This is a genomic window from Solicola agrisoli, from assembly GCF_049059935.1.
GTDB lineage: Bacteria > Actinomycetota > Actinomycetes > Propionibacteriales > Nocardioidaceae > JAURVT01.
The window spans coordinates 1-20,336 of sequence record NZ_JBMGQR010000039.1 but is presented as its reverse complement, the minus strand read 5'-3'; the positions used below and the strand labels follow the sequence as shown (position 1 = coordinate 20,336).

Below are 20,336 nucleotides of genomic sequence, written 5' to 3'. Positions count from 1 at the left end.
CTGACATCCTCTCGGCCACGCACGAGAACCTCTCGCCGTGCCGCGGCGAACCTCTCGTCAGAGCAGGGCGGTGACCTCCTCGGGCCGGGTCACCACGACCACCTCGGCGGCGGAGGGCGAGACGAAGCCGACGTCGACCATCCGGGCGACCATGTCGCGCAGGGGCGTCCAGAAGCCGTCGACGTCGTAGAGGACGACGGGCTTGGGGTGGATGCCGAGGTTGCGCCAGGTCCAGACCTCGAAGAGCTCCTCGAGCGTGCCGAGGCCACCGGGCAGGGCGACGAAGACGTCGCACAGCTCGGCCATCCGGGCCTTGCGCGTGTGCATGTCGGGGACGACCTCGAGCGAGGTCAGGCCGTGGTGGCCGACCTCGCGGTCGAACAGCCCCTGCGGGATGACGCCGATGGCCTCGCCGCCGCCGTCCATGACGGCGTCGGCCACGACACCCATGAGCCCGACGTGCCCGCCGCCGTAGACGAGCCCGACGCCGCAGGCCGCGAGGTGGGTGCCGAGCGCGCGGGCGGCGTCGGCATGAGCCGGGACGGTGCCGTGGGCCGACCCGGTGAAGACGCAGACGCGGCTCACGACAGGTAGCGCCGCAGCTCGACGGCGGTGCCGTCGTCCTCGAGCGTGGCCGTGACGACGTCGGCGGCGTCGAGGACGTCCTGCGGCGACTCGCCCATCGCCACGCCCCGGCCGGCCCAGCGCAGCATCTCGACGTCGTTGTGGCCGTCGCCGATCGCGACGACGTCGGCCCGCGCGACGCCGAGGCGCTCGCAGACGACCTCCAGGCCGGACGCCTTGGACACGCCCTCGGGCGCGAGGTCGAGCCAGGCGGTGTAGCCGACGAAGTAGTTCGTGCCCGCCAGGCCGAGCTGCTCGGCCATCACCGTGAAGTCCTCGGGGGTCGACTCGGGGCTGCGCACGATGACGCGCGTGACGGGCGACTCGACGAGCTCGTCGATCGTCTGCTCGATCATCCGCCCGTTGATCTCGCCGTCGGGGAACGGCTTGTTGATCCGCCAGCCCACGCCGATCTCCTCGACGGCCACCGCGGCGTCGGGCACGTGGTCGAGGACGACCTTGACGGCCTCGCGGGCGTCGAACGTCACCTCGTAGACGACCTCGAACGCACCGGTGGCGTCGTAGGTGAACACCACCGACCCGTTGCTGGCCACGGCGATGCCCTCGGTCAGGCCGACCTTGCGGACGGCGTCCATCACGCCCTGGATCGAGCGTCCGGTGGAGATGACGACGTGCGCGCCGGCGTCCTGGATCGCGAGGACGGCCTCGCGGACGGCGTCGGTCATCTGGTTGGCGCCGTCGACGAGCGTGCCGTCGACGTCGAGCGCGACCAGGGCGGGGACGGTCGTCACGCGAGCGGCTCCAGCACCTGGCGGCCGCCGAGGTACGGCTGCAGCACCGCGGGCACGCGCACCGAGCCGTCGGCCTGCTGGTGGTTCTCCAGGATCGCCACGATGGTGCGGGTGGAGGCCATCAGCGTGCCGTTGAGCGTGGCGACCGGACGGGTGCCGTCCTCGCCGCGGACGCGGGTGTTGAGTCGCCGCGCCTGGAACTGCGTGCAGTTCGACGTCGACGACACCTCGCGGTACTTGCCCTGGGTGGGGATCCAGGCCTCGCAGTCGAACTTGCGGATGGCCGACAGGCCGAGGTCGCCCGCGGCGACGTCGATGACGCGGTAGGGCAGCTCGAGGGCGTCCAGCCACTCGCGCTCCCAGGCCAGCAGCGCCTCGTGGGTCGCGTAGGACTCCTCGAGCGTCGTGTAGACGAACATCTCGACCTTGTCGAACCAGTGCACCCGGAAGATGCCCTTGGTGTCCTTGCCGTAGGAGCCGGCCTCGCGACGGAAGCACGGGCTGAACGCGGCGTAGCGGCGCGGCAGGGTGTCGGCGTCGAGGATCTCGTCGGAGTGGTACGCCGCGAGCGGCACCTCCGAGGTGCCCACGAGGTACAGGTCGTCCTTCTCCAGGTGGTAGACGTCGTCGGCCGCCTGGCCGAGGAAGCCGGTGCCCTCCATCGCCTTGGGACCCACCAGCGACGGCGGGATCATGGGCGTGAAGCCCCACTCCGCGGCCTTGTTCATGGCCAGCTGGACGAGCGCCAGCTCCAGCTGCGCGCCGACGCCGGTGAGAAAGTAGAACCGCGAGCCCGACACCTTGGCGCCGCGCTCGACGTCGATCGCGCCGAGAAGCCTGCCGAGCTCGAGGTGGTCGCGCGGCTCGAAGCCCTCGGCGGCGAAGTCGCGCGGCGTGCCGACCTCCTCCAGCGTCACGAAGTCGTCCTCGCCGCCGGCCGGGGCCTCGGGCGCGGCGACGTTGGGCAGGCTCTTGAGCAGGGTCTCGAAGGTGGCCGCGGCCTCGCCCTGCGCGGCCTCGGCGGTCTTGACCTGCGCGCTGAGCTCCTTGGTGCGCGCCAGCAGCGCGGTCTTCTCCTCGCCCTGCGCCTGCGGGATCTGCTTGCTCAGCTGCTTCTGCTCGGCCCGGAGGTGCTCGAACTCCGCGATGCTCGCGCGCCGCGCCTCGTCGGCGGACAGGATCGCGTCGACGACGTCCGTGGGCTCGCCACGGCGTTCCTGGGCGGCGCGGACGAGGTCGGGGTCGTCCCGGAGGAGGCGTACGTCGATCACGCCGTCAGCCTATCGGCGGTCGTCAACGCGGTTCCCGGCGCACCGGACGGCGCCTCAGAGCCGCTCGAGCGCCTCGCGCAGGCCGCGCTCGCCGTCGTCGCCCAGCTTCCTGAGCACGAGCGGCATGGCCGGCGCCGCCAGGCGGGCCGCGCCCCGCAGCGTCAGCTCGAGCCGGTAGGTGACGCTCGAGCGGGCCGCGTCGCCGGCGAACGTCATCGTCTCGACCACGGTCGAGCCCTTGTTCACGCCGCGCAGCCGCAGCAGGCGCTCGTCCTCGCGGTCGAGGACGGTGTAGTCGAGCGTCGTCCGGCGGCCGGCGAACCGCGAGGTGTTGGAGTAGACGGTGCCGGGGCCGCCGTCGCCGGAGGTGCGCACGGTCCTCACGGTGCCGGGGTCCCAGTCGTTGGTGCTCTCGAAGTCGGACAGGAAGGCCCAGACCGCCGCCAGCGGGCGATCCACGCCGACGGTGCGCTCGATGCTCTGCATGCGCGAAGCCGACCACGGGCACCCCGTCCCCGCAACGTGGACGGCCCGCACGCTCTAACCTGGACGTTCGCGCCCGACGCGGCCGAGCCCGCCCCACCTGACGAAGAGGACGACCGTGCCGATCGACCTGCGCCGCGCCCAACCGACGCGGCCGCGGCTGCTGGGCTCGCTGCTCGGCGGTCTGGCGCTCCTGCTGGTGGTGCTCACCGTGATGGTGGGCCTGCGCTTCGAGCCGCTGATCGACCTCGACAAGACCGTCGCCGACGCCGCGTACGACCTCAGCGCGGGCCACGCGACCTGGATCGCCTTCCTGGAGGGCGTCGCGTTCTGGCTCGGGCCGTGGGCGATGCGCGGCGTGCTCCTGGTCGTCGCGGTGGTGACGTTCGTGCGCCGCGACCGCCGGATCGCGCTCTGGCTGGTCGCGGTGGTCGTCGTCGAGCTGGTCGTCGCGCCCGCGAGCAAGTGGATCCTGGACCGTCCCCGCCCGGAGTGGACGGTGCCCCTCACCGACATCGGCGGGTACTCCTACCCGAGCGGGCACTCCGCGGCCGCGGGCATGTTCGCCACGACCCTCGTCCTGCTGACGATCGTGCTCACGCAGAAGGGCGCCGTCCGCCGTCTGCTGCTCACGGCCTGGGTGCTGCTGGCGCTCGTCGTCGGCGCCGACCGCGTCCTCCTGGGCGTCCACTACGTCAGCGACGTGGTCGCCGGGCTCGCACTCGGCACCGCGGTGGCGCTGGCCGCCTGGATCGGCACCATGTGGAACGCCGTCGCCGAGACGCCCCAGCAGGCGGTGTCCACCGGCACGGGCGGCAAGCGGCTCGCCGTCGTCCTCAACCCGATCAAGGTCGGTGACGTCGCGTCCTTCACCGCCCGGCTGACCGCCTGGGCACGCCTGGCCGACTGGCACGAGGTCCGCTGGTACGAGACGACCGCCGACGACCCGGGCACCTCGATGACCGAGCAGGCGCTGTCCGACGGCGCCGACCTGGTGATCGTGGCCGGCGGCGACGGCACCGTCCGCACGGTCTGCCACGAGCTCGCCCGCACCGGAGTCGCGGTCGGCATCGTGCCGCTCGGCACGGGCAACCTGCTGGCCCGCAACCTCGGCATCCCGCTCCACGTCGGCGACGCGATCGACGTCGCCCTGAACGGCCAGGACCGCGCCATCGACCTGGTGTCGCTCGAGGGCGACGACCTCGAGCCCACCGCGTTCACCGTGATGGCCGGGCTCGGCCTGGACGCCGCGATCATGAACAACACCGACGACGAGCTGAAGAAGCGCGTCGGGTGGGTGGCCTACGTCGTCTCGGGCGTGCGGCAGTTCGTCCGCTACCCCGCGACCCGCGTCGAGATCTCCGTCGACGACGGCCCCTTCGTCAAGCACCGCGCGCGCACCGTCGTGATCGGCAACGTCGGCCACCTGCAGGGCGGCCTGCCCCTGATGCCCGACGCGAAGGTCGACGACGGCCTGCTCGACGTCGTCGTCATCTCGCCCTCCCGGATGACCGGGTGGGTCCGCGTCGCGTACCGGGTGATCGGCAAGCGCCCGCGGACCGACGGCCGGCTCGACCGGATGACCGGCCGCACCGTGGTGCTCCGCGCCGACCGCCCCACCGCCCGCCAGCTCGACGGCGACGCCGCCGGCGAGGGCACCGAGCTGCGCGCCGAGATCCTGCCCGGCGTCCTGCTCGTCCGCGTCCCCCAGGACGCCGCCCGCGCCTGACCCGCCGGTCGATCCGGTTCGTCGGACTCGTCCTGGCCCGAGGTGACCACGTCCCCTGGTCCATCGGGGCCAGAACCGACGTGCGCGCTGCCGACCGGCGCCGCGCTCTCTACAGTTCTACTCAAGATTAGGTACTCATCTTGGGGGAGAACACGTGGCGGTCGACTCGATCCCGCGCGCCAGGACGCGCCGCGTCGCAGCCGTCCTCGTGCTGGCGCTCGCCGTGGCGTGCGGGACGCTGACGGCCGCGCCCGCGCAGGCCCAGCGTCCGCACGACAAGCTGGCCGGACGGGCCTCGGACCACTCCCGGCTCGTCCCGGGCGCCGCGTGGGACCCCTGCCGCACGATCACCTACGCGATCAACACGCGCCACCTGCGGGCGAACGCCAAGGGCAAGCGGGCCTTCGTGCGCGAGGTGCGCTGGTCGATCCGCCAGATCCGTCGGGCCAGCGGCCTGCGGTTCCGTCAGGTCGCCGACACCACCGCGGTGCCCCAGCGCGGCGTCGCGAACCCCGAGGGCGTCGACGTGCTGGTGGCGTGGGCGCGTCCGGGCAAGGACAGCGACTGGCTCACCGACCGTCGCCAGCTCGGCTACGGCGGCGCCTCGGCGTCCGCCGGACGTCTGCAGGACGGGTTCGTGCTCCTCAACGCGTCGGTCTCGCACCGCTACCCGGCCAAGCGCTTCCCCGGCAACCGCAAGGCCTGGAACCGCCGCGTCACCGTGCTGCACGAGCTGAGCCACGCCGTCGGCGCCGGCCACGCCCGCGGCAAGAAGCAGATCATGTACCCGACGCTCACCGGCAAGGCGTGGCGGTTCGGTGCCGGCGACGCCGCGGGCATGAAGGAGCTCGGCGGCGACCGCTCGACCTGCGGCTGACGCCCGTCTCAGGCGTTGGGGCCGGCCGCGTGCGGCACCGACGCGGTGACGAGCTCGCCGTTCGTGGCGCGGACCGCCCGGTGCGTGGGCCAGGGGTCGGGCATGCCGTCCAGGCGCGGGCCCTGGCCGTCGAGCGCGACGGTGACGGGCGCGCCCGCCGTCACGGTGACGTCCTCGCCCCGCACGGAGACGCGGACCTCCTGGCCCTCCTCGATCGTCAGCTCGACGGAGTCGTGCGTGACGCTGACGCGCACCCGGTTGCCGTGGATCGTCAGCCGGTAGGTCAGGCGTGGCCACGAGTCGGGCAGGCGCGGGTCGATGGTGAAGCGGCCCCGGAAGTCGCGGAACCCGCCGAAGCCGCCCACGAGCGCGTTCCAGACGCCGCCGGTGGAGGCGACGTGCACGCCGTCGGAGGCGTTGGAGTGCCGGTCGGCGAGGTCGACGAACAGTGCCGCGGTGAAGTAGCGCAGCGCGAGGTCGTGGTAGCCGACCTCGGCGGCGATGATCGACTGCACCACCGCCGACAGCGTGGAGTCGCCCGTGGTGATCGGGTCGTAGTAGTCGAAGTTGGCGCGCTTCTGCTCGGGCGTGAACTCGTCGCCCTGCAGGTACAGCGCCAGCACGACGTCGGCCTGCTTGAGCACCTGGAACCGGTAGATGACGAGCGGGTGGTAGTTGAGCAGCAGCGGGCGCTTGTCGGGCGGCGTGGCCTCGAGGTCCCACACCTCGCGCTCGACGAAGTGGGCGTCCTGCGGGTTGATGCCCTGCACCTCGTCGTAGGGGATCGCCATCGCCTCGGCGGCCGCCTCCCACTCGGCGACCTCGCCGGCCTGGAGGTCGAGCCGGGTGACCATGCGGTCGTACGCCTGCGGCCAGCGGTCCTCGAGCTCGTGGACGGCCTGCGCGGCGCGACGCAGGTTGTGCCGCGCCATCACGTTGGTGAACAGGTTGTCGTTGACGACGGTGGTGTACTCGTCGGGCCCGGTGACGCCGTGGATGTGGAACGTTCCGGTGCCGTCGGTGCGCCAGAACCCGAGGTCGGCCCACATGCGGGCGGTCTCGACGAGGATGTCGACGGCCTCGCGCTCGAGGAAGTCGTGGTCGCCGGTGGCGTGGACGTACTGGCTCAGCGCGTACGAGATGTCGGCGTCGATGTGGTACTGCGCGGTGCCGGCGGCGTAGTAGGCCGAGGCCTCCTCGCCGTTGATGGTGCGCCACGGGAACAGCGCGCCCTCCTGCGTCAGCTGGCCGGCGCGCTTGCGGGCCGCCGGCAGCATGTTGTACCGGAACCGCAGGGCCGCGCGGGCGCACGCCGGGCTGGTGTAGGTCAGGAACGGCAGCGCGTAGACCTCGGTGTCCCAGAAGTAGTGCCCGCCGTAGCCCGAGCCGGTGACGCCCTTGGCCGGGATGCCGCTGCCCTCGGCGCGGGCGCTGGCCTGCGCGAGCTGGAACAGGTTCCAGCGCACCGCCTGCTGCACCTCGGGCTGTCCCTCGACCTCGACGTCCGAGCGCTCCCAGAACGCGTCGAACCAGCGGCGCTGGTCGCGGAACTGCTGCTCCACGCCCTCGTCGTCGACGCGGTCGAGCGTGCGGCGGCAGCGGTCGACGAGCTCGCGGCAGGGGACGCCGCGCGAGGTGTGGTACGCCGCGACCTTGGTGACGCGGATCGGGACGCCCTGGCGCGCCGAGACCCGGTACACGGTCTTGGCCATGTCCTCCTCGACCTGCACCCGCCGGGTGTAGTCGTTGGCGGTCTCGATCGTGTGGTCGGTGGCGACGGCCAGCGTCATGCCGGAGTCGGCGCACTTGTAGCCCAGGACCATGCGGCCCTGCTCCTCGTCGCCCCACTGCGTCTGCGGCACGAGCACGCGCCGCGCGAACCGCTCGGCCTTGCGGGGGTCGACTCCCTCACCCATCGCGGCCGACCGGACGTGGTACTCGTCCTCGCCGTCCTGGCGGTTGAGGATCTGCGAGGAGATGGTGACCGGCGCGTCGGAGTCGAGGATGGTGACCTCGAAGGTCATCACCGCGAGGTGGCGCTGGGTCATCGAGACCATGCGTCGCGAGTCGACCCGCACGCGCTTGCCGCTCGGCGTGCGCCACACCAGGCCGCGCTCGAGCAGCCCGCGGTGGAAGTCCAGGCTGCGGTCGTACTCGATCAGGTCGGCGATCGGCAGCAGCAGGGGCTCGTCGTCGACGTACAGGCGCAGCACCTTGACGTCGGGCACGTTGACGATGGTCTGGCCGACGCGCGCGAAGCCGAACGCCTCCTCGGCGTGCTGGATCGACCAGGTCTCGTGGAAGCCGTTGACGAAGGTGCCGTGCTGGTGGGTCTCGCGGCCCTCCTCGACGTTGCCACGCATGCCGAGGTAGCCGTTGCCGACGGCGAACAGCGTCTCGGTCTTGCCCATGTCGGAGGCGTCGAAGACGCGCTCGCTGAGGCGCCAGGGGTGCACCGGGAAGCGGCCGCGGTCGAGGTGGTCGCGGACCGGGGGCGGGGTGTGCGACGCGCCGGGGCTCATCGGGCCGCCTCCAGACCCTCGACGAGCTCGGCCAGGTCGGAGACGACGACGTCGGCGCCGTGGTCGAGCAGCGCCTGCTCGCCGGCGCCGCGGTCGACGCCGACCACCAGGGCGAAGCCGCCCGCGCGTCCGGCCTGGACGCCGGACAGCGCGTCCTCGACCACCACGGCGCGGTCCTTGGTCACGCCGACCTCCGCGGCGGCGTACAGGAACGTCTCGGGCTCGGGCTTGCCGGCCAGCGCGTGGTCGCGCGCCACCGACCCGTCGACGACGACGCCGAAGCGGTCGGCCATCTGCGCGGCCTCGAGGACGGCCGGCGCGTTGGCCGAGCTGGACACGATCGCGACCTGGGTGCCGCGGGCGATCACGGCGTCGACGAAGCGCACCGAGCCCGGGTAGGGGTCGACGCCGTCGTCCTCGAGCACCTGCGAGAACACGACGTTCTTGCGGTTGCCGAGCCCGCAGACGGTCTCGGCGGACGGGTCGTCGGAGGGATCGCCCTGGGGGAGGTCGATGCCGCGCGACGCGAGCAGGTCGGCGACCCCCTCGTAGCGGGGCTTGCCGTCGAGGTGCGCGAAGTAGTCGTCCTCGGTGTACGGGTCGACCCCCCGTTCGGCCAGGTACGCCTCGAACATCTGCGCCCAGGCGTGCCGGTGGACCTCGGCGGTGGGGGTGATCACCCCGTCGAGGTCGAACAGCACGGCGTCGAGGCTCGACCAGTCGATCGTCGTCGTCACGGGTGAAGCGTAGGTGCCGCAGGTGACGGCCGCGTCACGGCGGGTGTCAGTGGCGCCCGGCGCCGGGGATGGCGGTGCGGACCGCCTCGGCCTCCTCCGGCGAGAGCTGCTGGTCGCTGGTGCCCGCGGTGACGTTCTTGGCGTACGTGCGGGCGTCGTTGCGGCCGTGCACGGCGGTGAGGACGACGCCGTCGCCCACGTCGTCGAGCAGAGCGATGGACCACGACTGCTGACCGCCCATGTCGCCGAACGCGTCGTACCGGACGACCGCGAGGTGGCGCAGCACCTGACCGGCGTCGGCGCGCAGGGCCACCACCTCGTCGCGGAGCACCTCGACGTCAGCGGGCAGGTCGGCGTCGGCGGTGCGCTCGGGCGGACGGGTGGCCGCCCGCCAGGCCAGCGCGGCCAGGACGGCTCCGCCCAGGGCGACGACGAGCGCGACGACGGCGATCAGCAGGGCCATGGGGCGACCCTAATGACATGCGTACCGGACCAATCGCTCGACGCGCCTGCGTCGAAGCACTCACATGAGGAGCCTGCGGGCACGTCCACGGCTATCGGGACTGGCGGCCGTGCTCGCGCTCCTCGTGGTCGCCGCGTTCGCGGCCTCGGTGCTCGTCCCAGACGAGTCCGGGCCGCGGCGCGTCGACGACCGCGCCCGCGGGTCGCTGACCTCGCTCGTCACCGACGAGAACGCCGGTCTCGACCGCTGCACCCCCGGTGCCGCGGCCCTGGCCCGCTGCGGCGCGGCGCCCCCCATCCGCGGCCTGGACGGCTGGGTCGGCACCGACCCGGGCCCGATCGACGGCCTGCGCGGACAGGTGGTGCTCGTCGAGTTCTTCTCCTACGCCTGCCTGAGCTGCCAGCGGGCGCTGCCGCAGGTGCAGGCGTGGTCGGAGCGGTACGCCGGTTCGGGGCTGCAGGTGGTCGGCGTGCACGTGCCCACGGCCGACTTCGACACCGTGCCCGGCTCGGTCGACACCGCCGCCCGCGAGGCCGGCCTGACGTTCCCCATCGGGCTCGACGACGGCTACGCGACCACCACCGCCTACCGCAACCGATACCAGCCGGCGACGTACCTCGTCGACGCCGAGGGCGAGGTGCGGGCGCTGCACTTCGGCGAGGGCGGCTACGGCCGCACCGAGACCCAGCTACGAGCGCTGCTGCGCCAGCGCGACCCCGATGTCCGGCTGCCGGCGCGCGTCGGGACGGTCGCCCGCGCACCGGGCGGCCCGGGGACCACGCCCGAGCTGGTGCTGTCGGCGTCGCCGTCGGCGAGCTACGGCGGCACCCCCGCCGTCGCGGACGACGAGCCGGTGGACTACTTCGCCCCGCGCCGTCTGAAGCCCGACAGCTGGGCCCTGGACGGGCGGTGGACCGGAGAGAGCCGGTCGCTGCGGGCGTCCGGGGGCGACGCGACGCTGGTCGTGCGGTTCACCGCCGCGCGCGCCTACCTGCTGGCCGGGGGCACGGGGTCGCTCGTCGTCGAGACCCCCGGCGAGCCCGACCGTCGGGTCCCCCTGACGGCCGGCCCGCGGCTGGTCCCGCTCCTCCAGGAGGGCTCCCCGGACGACCGCACGCTCACCGTCCGCGTGCCCGAGGGCGGCGCCGTCCGGACGGCCGCGTTCGGGTGACCCGTTCACCCTCCGACCGGCCTCGCGCCGACCTACCCTGACCCCGTGGTGGACCTGAGGGTGCTGATGGTCGCCAGTGACCCCGGAGCGGGCCTGGCGCGGCACCTGCGCGTGCTCGTCGACCACCTCGACCGTCGGGGCGTCCGCGTCAGCGTGTGCGGCGAGCACCCGCACGACCTCGGTCTCGACAGCAGCCGTGCGCGGCTCCTCCCCGTCGAGATCGGCTCGTCGTCGGTGCGCGACGCCCTGGAGTCCCGCGCCCTGCGGCGCGAGGTCGAGCGGCACGACCTCGTCCACGCGTTCGGGGTGCGGGCCGGGGCCGTGGCGGGCCTGGCCACCGCCCGGCCGCGTCCCCTCGTCGTCACCTGGCACCACGGGCTGCCCCGCCGCACGACGGGCGCCGCGGGCGTCGTCGAGCGCTTCGTGGCCAGGCGCGCCGCCGCGGTGCTCTGCGTGGCCGACGACCTCGCCGAGCGCGCCCGCGGGTACGGCGCCCGCGACGTCCGCGTCCTCGTGCCGAGCGCGCCGATCCTCGGCCGCGCGCCACGGTCACGCACCTCGATGCGCGCCGAGCTCGACCCGCGGCCCGTGCGCGACCCGCTGAGCAGCGGTCGCCCGATCGTCCTGTGCATCGGACGGCTCGTGCGGCACAAGGGCCACCACGTGCTGGTCGACGCCGCCGCGCAGATGGTCGACCGCCAGCCCCGCCCGCTCTTCCTGGTCGCCGGCGACGGTCCGCGACGCGGCGAGCTGGAGCGTCAGGCCGCGGCCCTCGACGCCCCGGTCCGGTTCCTCGGGCACCGCCCCGACGTCGCCGACCTGCTGCAGGCGGCCGACGTCGTCGTCATCCCGAGCCTGTGGGACGGCGCGCCGCTGGCCGTCGCCGAGGCGCTCCGCGCGGCGGCCCCGCTCGTGGCGTCCGACGTCGGCGGCATCGCCGCGATGGCCGGCGACGGCGCGCTGCTGGTGGAGCCCGGTGACGTCGACGCGCTCGCGCGCGGCATCGCCCGGGTGCTCGACGAGCCCGGCCTCGGCAGCACGATGCGGTCGCAGGCGCTGCACGCCGCCGAGCACCTGCCCACCGACGACGTGGTCGCCTCGCAGGTGCTGGCCACGTACCACCGGCTGATGCTCAGCGGGTCCGGCACGCTCTGACTGCGGGCCGTCGCGCCGAAGCCCTAGTCTGCGGTGATGAGCACGACCGTCGACCTGGCCGCCACCACCGGAGCCGACAGCGAGGTGGGCCGGCTGCGCACCGTGATGCTGCACCGGCCCGGCGCCGAGCTGAAGCGGCTCACGCCCCGCAACAACGACTCCCTGCTGTTCGACGGCATCCCGTGGGTCGACCGCGCGCAGGACGAGCACGACGCGTTCGCCGAGGCCCTGCGCGGCCACGGCGTCGAGGTGCTCTACCTCGTGCAGCTGCTCGAGGAGGCCCTCGCCGACCCCGAGGCCCGCGCCGCGGCCGTCGCCGGCGTCACGTCCGGACTGCGCCTGGGCGACACCGTCCGCGCGCACCTCGAGCGGTCGTTCGGCGACCTCGACGCCACCGGGCTCGCCCAGGTGATGACCGCCGGGCTGCGCAACGACGAGCTGACGGGCCTGCGCACCATCGTCACCAGCCTGCTGGCGCACGACGACTTCCTGGTCGACCCGCTGCCCAACCTGCTGTTCACGCGCGACTCGTCGGTCTGGCTGCGCGACCGGGTGGCCGTCACCAGCCTGGCGATGCCGGCCCGCGAGCGCGAGACCCAGATCACCGACCTGATCTACCGGTTCCACCCACGCTTCGCGGGCATCGAGCGCATGCACGGCAGCGCGCTCGAGCACGTCGAGGGCGGCGACGTCCTGCACCTGGCGCCCGGCGTCGTCGCGATGGGCGTCGGCGAGCGCACCACGCCCGCGGGCGTCGAGCGGTTCGCCCGCCAGCTGTTCGCGCACGGGCTGGCCGAGACGGTGCTGGCCGTCCCCATCGCGCAGGAGCGCGCCACGATGCACCTCGACACCGTGGTGACGATGGTCGACGTCGACACCGTCGTGATGTACCCCAACGTCGCCGACACGATGCAGGCGTTCACCGTCACCGCCGACGACGACCCCGCGGCGCCGCTGCGGGTGAGCGAGCCCGACTCGTTCTTCGCCGCCGCCGCGCGCGCGATGGGCATCGACCGCCTGCACCTGATCGACACCGGTCTCGATCCCGTCACCGCCGAGCGCGAGCAGTGGGACGACGGCAACAACACCCTGGCGATCGGCCCCCGCCTGGCGGTGGCCTACGAGCGCAACGTCGAGACCAACGCACGGCTCGAGGAGAGCGGCATCGAGGTCGTCGCCCTGGCCGGCTCCGAGCTCGGCTCGGGCCGTGGCGGCCCCCGCTGCATGTCGTGCCCGGTGCTGCGCGACCCGCTCGACTAGAGCGCGGCAGAACGGGGGTCCCGGCCGTCGCTGACGGGGGATACAACGACGACCGGGATACCCACCAGATTAGTTACGATTTCATCTACAGGCAACAGATCCGGTGGTGATCTAGGTCAACGGTCACCGGATCGTGAGCTGACGGTTGGTCAAACCGGACCGAGCGGACCGCTCCTGCGACGTCAGGTCCGACGTGTCGGACAAGGCGGGCTCGAGCCTGTCGGCGAAGTCACGCGCCGGACCCTCGAGGTCGTCGGCCGACACCTCGTCGTCGAGGTCCCAGACCGGGACGAGCAGCGCGTGCGAGCGGAACATGCCGATCAGCCGGGTGCCCTCGCCGAGCGACGACGTGCCCGCGGCGTGCAGGCGCGCGAGCGCGTCGAGCAGGCGGGTCTCGTCGTGCGGCTGCACCCAGCGCAGGAAGCGGCGGCCACCCATCTGCGTCCAGTAGGCACCCTCGACGCCCGACAGGCGGACGGTGGGCGCCACCGACTCGTTCGCGACCTCGAGGGCCTGCGCCAGCGCGGGGTCGGAGGCGTCGGCCTCGTCGACCCAGTACTCGAAGCCGTCGTGCACGGTGACGTCGAACGTCGCGTCGGGCGCCACCAGGTCGGGCAGACGGGGCCCGTCGCCCGGGTCGCTGGTCAGCGTCAGCTCACGGCCGGGCTCGCCGGCCAGGCCCTGCTCGACCACCGCGGCGAGGTCGCGACCGATGTCGCCGTAGTTGTGCTGCACCTGCAGGCCCAGCCAGACGGCGCCGTCGGGGCGCACCAGACCGGCGACGCCGCCGGGCAGCAGCGACGCGACCACGATCTGGTTGCCGTCGGCGAGCGCGAGGGTGGCCGACGCGGCAGGCACGATCTCGCGCAGCGCGACCCAGTCGGCCTCGCCGGGCAGGCCCTCGAACGTCCGCGCGACGTACGGCCTGCGGACGGGCTTGTCGGCCTTGACGCGACGCCGCGACTTCTTGCCCATGGGACTCCCTGTGCTGGTGCGGCGCGGTCGCGCCGACGGGGTGCCCAGTCAACCACCGGGTGCGCGGGCTAGCGGACGGGGATGCGCGCGTGCACCGCCGTGCCCGGTGGGTCGTCGACCCACCAGCGGCTCGACAGCGCCGCGACGATCGCCAGACCACGTCCACCCGTGGCGTCGCGCGACGGCGGCCGCGCGTCGATCGTCCGGCCCGACCGCTCGCCCGCGTCGCAGACCGTGAGCTCGAGCTCGGTGCCGTCGAGGTGCCAGGTGACGCCCAGGGTGCCGTCCGGCGTGGGACGGCCGTGGCGGATCGCGTTGGTGACGAGCTCGCTGGCCACGACGAGGGCGTCGTCGATGACGCCCTGGCCGACGTGCTGCGTCCCCAGGTAGTCGGCCAGGCTCGAGCGCACCGACCGCGCCGACTGGGGTGCGAACGGCACCCAGCACGCTGAGGTGCCACCCATGGCTGCCCCTTCCCGACGAGGGGGGTCTGACACCGTCAGGATGCCCCGGCCGGGAGGGGCCCAAACATCAGCTTCTGCTCAACGGGGCGGCGAGGGCTCAGCGTCCGCCCGACGGTCCCCAGCCACCGCCCGGGCCACCGGGCTGCTGCGGACCCGGCGGGGGTCCCCACCCGGGCTGCTGCGGAGGCGGGCCGTACGAGCCCGGGCCCTGCTGAGGCGGGCCGCCCCAGCCGGGCTGCTGCTGACCGGGCTGCTGCTGACCGGGCTGCTGGGACGGCGCACCCCAGCCGCCCTGGCCCTGCTGCTGGGGACGTCCGTCGCCGAAGCCCGAGCCACCGCGGCGGTCGTCGCGTCCGGAGGCGTCGGCGGCGGGCTGGCGGAGCCCGGCCGCACCGACCAGGTTGCCCAGGGCCACCAGGACGAAGCCGAGGCCGACGAGCACGTAGCCCGTGGCGGCGGTGCCGGCGTCGTCGGCGTTCTCGACACCGGAGCTGAGGAAGCCGCCGACGAGCGCGCAGATCGCGCCGACGCCGATCGCGCCGAGGCCACCGAACCCGAGCGCGTTGCGACCGCGGCGGGCGGTGACCAGCACCGCCACCCACAGGGCGAGTGCCACGACGACCACCACGAGGGTGATCGCGAGCAGCACGCCGTTGGTGGTGTCGCTGCTGGACGCGTCGGCGACCGTCACCGAGCCGGAGCCGGCGAGGTCGGAGAAGATGCCGCGTCGGAAGATGATCGCGTAGCCGCCGTAGACGAGCGCGACCACCGCGGCGACCAGCGTGGCCACCACGGCGACGGTGGGCAGCGGGCCGGAGCCGGGCGTGCGCGGCGGGCGCTGCGGCTGGGCGGGCGACGCGCCGCCCCAGCCCTGCTGCGGCTGCTGCTGGCCCCAGCCGGCGGGGCCGCCCCACGTCGGCTGCTGCCCGCCGGGGCCGGGCGCACCCTGACCACCCTGCTGCGGCTGCTGCCACCCGCCGCCCTGCGGCGGACCCGACTGCTGACCCGACATGTCTCCTCCAACTGCACGTGGTGCCGCGCCCCGTCGACGCCTCCCCCGAGGCTAGTGGTTGTGGGGCGCACGCGCGGGCGTCGGGCGCGGGACGGGTGGCACGATGGTGCGATGACCGAGCAGAGCATCCCCACCGTGACCGTCGAGAACGTCCCCCATCCGCTGCCCGCCGGCCTGGTGGTGCTGGACGTCCGCGAGGACGACGAGTGGGCGAGCGGCCACCTCGACGGCGCCGTCCACGTGCCGCTCGGCCAGCTGCCCGGCCGCCTCGACGAGGTGCCCCGCGACGGCCAGGTGCTCGTCTACTGCAAGGTCGGCGGACGCTCCGCGCAGGCCACCGCCTACCTCCAGCAGGCCGGCGTCGACGCGGTCAACCTCGACGGCGGGATCCTGGCCTGGCAGCGCGCCGGCCGTCCCGTCGTCTGACGCCCTCGCTGCAGCGTCGGCCCGCTACTTGAGGAACTTGGACGTGCGGCGGTCGGCGAGCGGCTTGCCGCCGGTCTGGCACGTGGGGCAGTACTGCAGGGACGAGTCGGCGAAGGACACCTCGGCGACCGCGGTGCCGCAGACCGGGCAGGGCTGGCCGGTGCGTCCGTGCACGCGCAGACCGGCCTTCTTCTCGCGCTTGAGGTCGGCCGCGGCGATGCCGTCGGTGCGGGCGATCGCGTCGCGCAGCGTCTCCTCGAGCGCCGCGTAGAGGCTGGCGAGCAGCTCGGGGTCGTCGGCGATCGTGGACGCCGGCTTGAACGGCGACATCCGGGCGACGTGCAGGATCTCGTCGGAGTAGGCGTTGCCGATGCCCGCGATGGTGCCCTGCTGCCGCAGGACGCCCTTGACCTGCGCACGGCCCGCGCCGCGGAGGATCTCGCCGAGGAGCTCGGGGGTGAACGACGCGTCGAGCGGGTCGGGGCCGAGGGTGGCGATGCCCCGCACCTCGGTGGGGTCGCGGACGACGTGCACCGCCAGGCCCTTGCGGGTGCCGGCCTCGGTGAGGTCGAAGCCGGAGTCGTCGTCGAGCACGACCCGGAACGCGAGCGGACCCTTGCCGATCTTGGGCGGCGTGGGCGACATGTTCTCGTTCCAGCGCAGCCAGCCGGCGCGGGCGAGGTGGATCACCAGGTGCAGGCCGCCGGCGGAGATGTCGAGGAACTTTCCGTGGCGCACGACGTCGTCGACCAGCAGCCCCTGCAGCGCGTCGGGCGAGGGGTCGAACGTCTTGAGCGCGCTGATCGCGACCGGGTGGACGCGGACGATCGCGCGGGGCTCGGCGTCGCCGTCGACGCCGAGGCGGTGGCGCAGGTCGCGGGTGAGGGCGGCGACCTCGGGCAGCTCGGGCACCCCACCAGTGTGCCCGAGACCGCCGACACCACCGGGAGACGACGAGACCGGCCCCACCCCCGAGGGTGAGACCGGTCCGGCGATGCTCGACCGGCAGGGCCTCAGCCCAGCCGGTCAGGGGTCACTTGACGGCGTTCTTCAGCTTGCTGCCGGGGGTGACCTTGACGCCGAAGCCGGCGGGGATGTCGAGGGTCTCGCCGGTCGCGGGGTTGCGGCCGGTACGGGCGGCGCGCTCGACGCGCTCCACGGTCAGCAGACCGGGGATCTGGACCTTCTCGCCCTTGCCGACCGACTCGATCAGCGCGTCACCGAAGGCGCTGAGCACCGCGTCGGCGTCGGTCTTGCTCGTGCCTGCCTTGTCTGCCAGCAGGGCTACGAGGTCACTGCGGTTGATGCTCACGGGAGATTCCTCCGACGATCGATGACAGAAGCGCGGCCCAGTATGCCAACCATCGCGGCGGACACCCGCCCTGCCCCGGTGTTTCGCGCCACCAATGTCGCCAGGGCGCCCCACGGACACCACCGGCACCACCCGCCCCAGGTGCCGGGCCGCGTCAGCGCCAGAGCGCCGGCGGCGGGACGCTCTCGAGCCCACGCAGGGCCTTGAGGTAGCGACGCCTGGGCATCGTGGAGACCCCCAGCGACTCCAGGTGCGGGGTCTGCCACTGGACGTCGACCAGGCGCTTGGCGGCGTGCTCGTCGTCGAGCAGCTCGACCAGGCCCACGAGCGCGACCTTGGACGCGTCGGTGGCGCGGTGGAACATCGACTCCCCCGCGAACAGCCCACCGAGCGACAGACCGTAGAGCCCGCCGACGAGGGCGCCGTCGTCGTCGCGCGTCTCGACCGAGTGCGCCCAGCCCAGGCGGTGCAGGCGTCCGTACGCGTCCTCGACCTGCCCGTCGATCCAGGCTCCGGGGCGGGACGGGTCGGCGCAGGCCTGCACCACCTCGTCGAAGGCCTGGTCGATCGTGACGGTGTAGCGGCGGCGGGACTTGCGCAGCGACCGGCTCACCCGCAGGTCGGACAGGCGCAGCACCCCGCGCTCCATCGGCGACCACCACGCCATCGGCTCCACGCCGTCGATCGGCATGGGGAAGGCCCCGGACCGGTACGCCGCGAGGACGGTGCCGGGCTCGAGGTCGGCGCCGAGGGCGATGCAGTCGTCACGGGGCCAGGAGCGGGGGTCGAACTCCCACCGCGACTCGGGCACCTCCCGCACCGGGCTCATCTGCCGACCATAGGACGCGCGGGGGGCGTCGCGCCCGTCGTGCCCGGGCGCGTCCACCTGCGACCGGCGGGACCTACGCTGCGGGGATGAGCGACGACACCGGAGCCGACCAGCCCACCCCCTGGACCGACGCGGGCCGCGCGCGCGTCCGTGCGGCCGCCCAGACGCTGAGCGGCGTGCTGGCCGCCCACGCCGGCGCGCTCGCCGAGGCCGGGCCGGACGACGCCGCGACGGTGGCCGACGCCGACGCGGTGCTGCTGTCGGCCTGCCAGGAGTACGCGGACGCGCAGTGGGAGCTCACCGCACGCCTGAGCCCGCTGTGGCCGATCGAGGACGAGGACGAGGAGCCCGTGGGCTCCGACCCGTTCCCCGGCGCGCCTCCCGTGGACGCGTCGCCCGCCGGTGACGTCGAGCCCCAGATCGTCGCCGTCGCGCACCGTCACGACTACCTCCTGCAGGACGCCGCCGCCGTCATCGAGGCCGGACGCCGTGCCTACGTCGACCAGCTCGCACCGGGCGAGTCACCCGACGTGGACGCCGACGTCGCCACCGTCGGGCAGGCCATGCACCAGGTGGTGCACGCCTCGGGCATCGACGCGCTGCGCACGCTGGCCGGCCTCGAGCCGGTCGTCGGGCTGACGGTCTACCTCGACCTGCCGCTGACCGCCGAGGACGAGGCGGACGACGAGGACGGCGAGGTCGAGCTGCCCGAGGAGCTGGTGCCGTTCCTGCTCACCGGCGAGGTGCTGTTCGCGGCGCAGGAGCTCTACCGCCCGGACGTGCGCCTGCTGGAGTGAGGCTCACGGCGGCTCGGGGGCGTCGGCGTCGGCCAGGCGCTCGATCCACGCGCGCACCGGCACCCCCCAGGTGCGCGTCTCGTCCTCGGTCATCGTCCGCGTGGCCTGCCACCAGGTGAGGGCCCGCGGCACCGCGTGGGCGAACGCCGCCGCGCGCACGAGCCGACGCAGCTCCGCGCGCGGCGCGAGGTCGTCCCACACCTCGAGGTAGGACTCGACGAGCCGCACGGCCGCGTCCGGGCCGAGCTCCTCGGTGGCGACGCGCACGGGCACCACCAGCACCTCGAACGGGTGGGCCCACTGGGCGTCGCCGAAGTCGAAGATCCGCCACGCGGCGCCGTCGTCGCGGCGGGCGAAGACGTTGCCGGGGTGCAGGTCGCCGTGCTGCAGCGTGGACGGGACCGGTCCCTCGCGCAGGACGCCGATCGCCTCGCCGAGCCTCGGCAGCCGCGCCTGGACGCGCGCCGCGGTGCCCGCGTCGAGGTGGCTCGGGTGCTCCGGCGGCAGGGCGGCGAGCGTCTGCAGGAGGTCGTCGGTGACGGCGGCGAGCCGGGACGGGCGCAGGTCCGGCAGCCCGGTGGCCAGCAACCGCTCGCCGTGGTCGACCAGGGCGCGCTGCATGGTCGCGGCGTCGCGCAGCAGCGAGCACCAGGTGTCGGCGGTCACCGGCGTCTCGTCCAGCCGTGGTCCCTCGTCGGAGCAGAGCATCCAGCCGCGGGCGGCGTCGGTGCCGAGCGGCGCCCGGACGCGGCGCGGGAGCAGGTCGGCGAGCGCGTCGACGAGCGCCGGCTCGTGGCCCATGTGCGGGCTGTTGGCCTTGAACCAGACCCGCCCACGGTCGGTGGGGGCGACGAGCTGGGTGGACCAGGGACGGACGCGCGGCTGCTCGACGTCGCCGGTGCGGATGATCCGGTGCGAGGCCAGCACGTCGTCGATCCACCCGGTCGCCTCGTCGCGCCACGGACGCGCGGACCACACCTGCGACCAGTGCGTCACGCCGCCCATCGCCGCACCGTAGCGCGGGCGGGCGGCGTCCGCGGGGCATTCGCGTCCGTGCTGCTGCGCTGGGTGCGTCCGTCTAGGCTGAGGAGACCAACGACGCGGAGGACGGGGCACCAGTGGGAGTCGGACGCAGCGCTGCCAAGAGCGTGAGCACGCGGATGGCCCCGCGGTTCACGTCGGGGTGGGTCAGGTCGGTGCTCGAGCGGGCGATCGACGGGCTCGGACCGGTCAAGGCGGCCGCGGAGTCCGCGGACCACAAGCGCGCCCTGGCCGGCGGCGACGTCGAGCAGGCCGTCAAGGACCTCATCACGATGCACGTGAAGCTCGCCGGCGCGCAGGGCTTCGTCACCAACCTCGGCGGACTGGCCACGATGGCCGTCACCGTGCCCGCCAACATCGCCGGCGTCGCCGTCCTGCAGTGCCACCTCGCGGCGGGCATCGCGCACCTGCGCGGCTACGACCTCGACGACCCCCG

General features: G+C 73.9%; 21 protein-coding genes and 1 pseudogene. 8 read left to right on the top strand and 14 right to left on the bottom strand.

From position 1 onward, the window contains the following. Positions 1-57: 57 nt before the first annotated feature. Genes ACI6PP_RS14150 through ACI6PP_RS14135 form a run of 4 tightly spaced genes read right to left on the bottom strand, consistent with a single transcriptional unit; the run spans position 58 to position 3,133 of the window. Positions 58-585, bottom strand: a complete 528-nt coding sequence (locus ACI6PP_RS14150) for an LOG family protein (protein ID WP_421112244.1) — start codon at positions 583-585, stop codon at positions 58-60. Continuing rightward, a complete protein-coding gene (locus tag ACI6PP_RS14145) occupies positions 582-1,376 on the bottom strand; it encodes an HAD family hydrolase (protein WP_421112243.1) in 795 nt (264 codons plus the stop codon). Before ACI6PP_RS14145 ends, ACI6PP_RS14150 begins: the two co-directional genes overlap by 4 nt. Next, on the bottom strand, positions 1,373-2,647 hold the full coding sequence (gene serS, locus ACI6PP_RS14140; RefSeq protein ID WP_421112242.1) for a serine--tRNA ligase: 1,275 nt from the start codon (positions 2,645-2,647) through the stop codon (positions 1,373-1,375). The genes ACI6PP_RS14145 and serS overlap by 4 nt, the downstream gene beginning before the upstream one ends. Before the next feature lie 54 nt (positions 2,648-2,701). Continuing rightward, positions 2,702-3,133, bottom strand: a complete 432-nt coding sequence (locus ACI6PP_RS14135; RefSeq protein WP_421112241.1) for an SRPBCC family protein — start codon at positions 3,131-3,133, stop codon at positions 2,702-2,704. A 115-nt stretch (positions 3,134-3,248) separates the two neighbouring features. Between ACI6PP_RS14135 and ACI6PP_RS14130 the strand changes: the two genes are divergently transcribed. Continuing rightward, positions 3,249-4,859, top strand: coding sequence for a bifunctional phosphatase PAP2/diacylglycerol kinase family protein (locus ACI6PP_RS14130; RefSeq protein WP_421112240.1), 1,611 nt, complete (start codon positions 3,249-3,251; stop codon positions 4,857-4,859). A gap of 154 nt (positions 4,860-5,013) precedes the next feature. Next, positions 5,014-5,736, top strand: coding sequence for a matrixin family metalloprotease (locus ACI6PP_RS14125; RefSeq protein WP_421112239.1), 723 nt, complete (start codon positions 5,014-5,016; stop codon positions 5,734-5,736). 8 nt (positions 5,737-5,744) lie between these two features. On the opposite strand, the gene ACI6PP_RS14120 is transcribed toward ACI6PP_RS14125, so the two are convergent. Genes ACI6PP_RS14120 through ACI6PP_RS14110 form a run of 3 tightly spaced genes read right to left on the bottom strand, consistent with a single transcriptional unit; the run spans position 5,745 to position 9,458 of the window. After that, the gene (locus ACI6PP_RS14120; protein WP_421112238.1) at positions 5,745-8,258 is read right to left on the bottom strand and encodes a glycoside hydrolase family 65 protein; all 2,514 of its coding nucleotides are present in this window, start codon (positions 8,256-8,258) and stop codon (positions 5,745-5,747) included. After that, on the bottom strand, positions 8,255-8,995 hold the full coding sequence (locus ACI6PP_RS14115; protein WP_421112237.1) for an HAD family hydrolase: 741 nt from the start codon (positions 8,993-8,995) through the stop codon (positions 8,255-8,257). The genes ACI6PP_RS14120 and ACI6PP_RS14115 overlap by 4 nt, the downstream gene beginning before the upstream one ends. A 46-nt stretch (positions 8,996-9,041) precedes the next feature. Beyond that, the gene (locus ACI6PP_RS14110; RefSeq protein ID WP_421112236.1) at positions 9,042-9,458 is read right to left on the bottom strand and encodes a DUF4446 family protein; all 417 of its coding nucleotides are present in this window, start codon (positions 9,456-9,458) and stop codon (positions 9,042-9,044) included. Positions 9,459-9,567: 109 nt separating this feature from the next. Here ACI6PP_RS14110 and ACI6PP_RS14105 point away from each other — a divergent pair, with 109 nt between their 5' ends. From ACI6PP_RS14105 to ACI6PP_RS14095, 3 genes are read left to right on the top strand one after another with little or no spacing between them, the layout of a single operon-like run. Beyond that, positions 9,568-10,629: a redoxin domain-containing protein gene (locus tag ACI6PP_RS14105; RefSeq protein WP_421112235.1), complete on the top strand. Its 1,062-nt coding sequence runs from the start codon at positions 9,568-9,570 to the stop codon at positions 10,627-10,629. 45 nt (positions 10,630-10,674) lie between these two features. Further along, on the top strand, positions 10,675-11,784 hold the full coding sequence (locus ACI6PP_RS14100; protein ID WP_421112234.1) for a glycosyltransferase family 4 protein: 1,110 nt from the start codon (positions 10,675-10,677) through the stop codon (positions 11,782-11,784). A 36-nt stretch (positions 11,785-11,820) separates the two neighbouring features. After that, a complete protein-coding gene (locus ACI6PP_RS14095; RefSeq protein WP_421112233.1) occupies positions 11,821-13,044 on the top strand; it encodes an arginine deiminase in 1,224 nt (407 codons plus the stop codon). Positions 13,045-13,167: 123 nt separating this feature from the next. Here ACI6PP_RS14095 and ACI6PP_RS14090 read toward each other — a convergent pair whose 3' ends face one another. The 3 genes from ACI6PP_RS14090 to ACI6PP_RS14080 all read right to left on the bottom strand — a co-directional run bounded on the left by ACI6PP_RS14090 (position 13,168) and on the right by ACI6PP_RS14080 (position 15,495). Then, the gene (locus tag ACI6PP_RS14090; RefSeq protein WP_421112232.1) at positions 13,168-14,019 is read right to left on the bottom strand and encodes a DUF5926 family protein; all 852 of its coding nucleotides are present in this window, start codon (positions 14,017-14,019) and stop codon (positions 13,168-13,170) included. A gap of 68 nt (positions 14,020-14,087) precedes the next feature. Next, positions 14,088-14,483, bottom strand: coding sequence for an ATP-binding protein (locus tag ACI6PP_RS14085; protein ID WP_421112231.1), 396 nt, complete (start codon positions 14,481-14,483; stop codon positions 14,088-14,090). A 97-nt stretch (positions 14,484-14,580) separates the two neighbouring features. Continuing rightward, on the bottom strand, positions 14,581-15,495 hold the full coding sequence (locus tag ACI6PP_RS14080; RefSeq protein WP_421112230.1) for a hypothetical protein: 915 nt from the start codon (positions 15,493-15,495) through the stop codon (positions 14,581-14,583). 111 nt (positions 15,496-15,606) lie between these two features. On the opposite strand from ACI6PP_RS14080, the gene ACI6PP_RS14075 reads away from it, so the two are divergent. Next, the gene (locus ACI6PP_RS14075) at positions 15,607-15,921 is read left to right on the top strand and encodes a rhodanese-like domain-containing protein (protein ID WP_421112229.1); all 315 of its coding nucleotides are present in this window, start codon (positions 15,607-15,609) and stop codon (positions 15,919-15,921) included. Positions 15,922-15,945: 24 nt separating this feature from the next. Here ACI6PP_RS14075 and ACI6PP_RS14070 read toward each other — a convergent pair whose 3' ends face one another. The 3 genes from ACI6PP_RS14070 to aat all read right to left on the bottom strand — a co-directional run bounded on the left by ACI6PP_RS14070 (position 15,946) and on the right by aat (position 18,062). After that, a complete protein-coding gene (locus tag ACI6PP_RS14070) occupies positions 15,946-16,833 on the bottom strand; it encodes a DNA-formamidopyrimidine glycosylase family protein (RefSeq protein WP_421112228.1) in 888 nt (295 codons plus the stop codon). A 121-nt stretch (positions 16,834-16,954) separates the two neighbouring features. Beyond that, complete coding sequence (locus ACI6PP_RS14065) at positions 16,955-17,233, bottom strand: HU family DNA-binding protein (RefSeq protein ID WP_421112227.1); 279 nt, start codon at positions 17,231-17,233, stop codon at positions 16,955-16,957. A 154-nt stretch (positions 17,234-17,387) separates the two neighbouring features. Further along, positions 17,388-18,062: a leucyl/phenylalanyl-tRNA--protein transferase gene (aat, locus tag ACI6PP_RS14060; RefSeq protein WP_421112226.1), complete on the bottom strand. Its 675-nt coding sequence runs from the start codon at positions 18,060-18,062 to the stop codon at positions 17,388-17,390. Positions 18,063-18,148: 86 nt separating this feature from the next. On the opposite strand from aat, the gene ACI6PP_RS14055 reads away from it, so the two are divergent. Then, a complete protein-coding gene (locus ACI6PP_RS14055; protein ID WP_421112225.1) occupies positions 18,149-18,859 on the top strand; it encodes a hypothetical protein in 711 nt (236 codons plus the stop codon). Between the two features lie 3 nt (positions 18,860-18,862). On the opposite strand, the gene ACI6PP_RS14050 is transcribed toward ACI6PP_RS14055, so the two are convergent. Continuing rightward, positions 18,863-19,864, bottom strand: coding sequence for a phosphotransferase (locus ACI6PP_RS14050; protein ID WP_421112224.1), 1,002 nt, complete (start codon positions 19,862-19,864; stop codon positions 18,863-18,865). Between the two features lie 155 nt (positions 19,865-20,019). Between ACI6PP_RS14050 and ACI6PP_RS14045 the strand changes: the two are divergent. Then, a pseudogene (locus ACI6PP_RS14045) lies at positions 20,020-20,336 on the top strand (hypothetical protein); the annotation flags it as partial.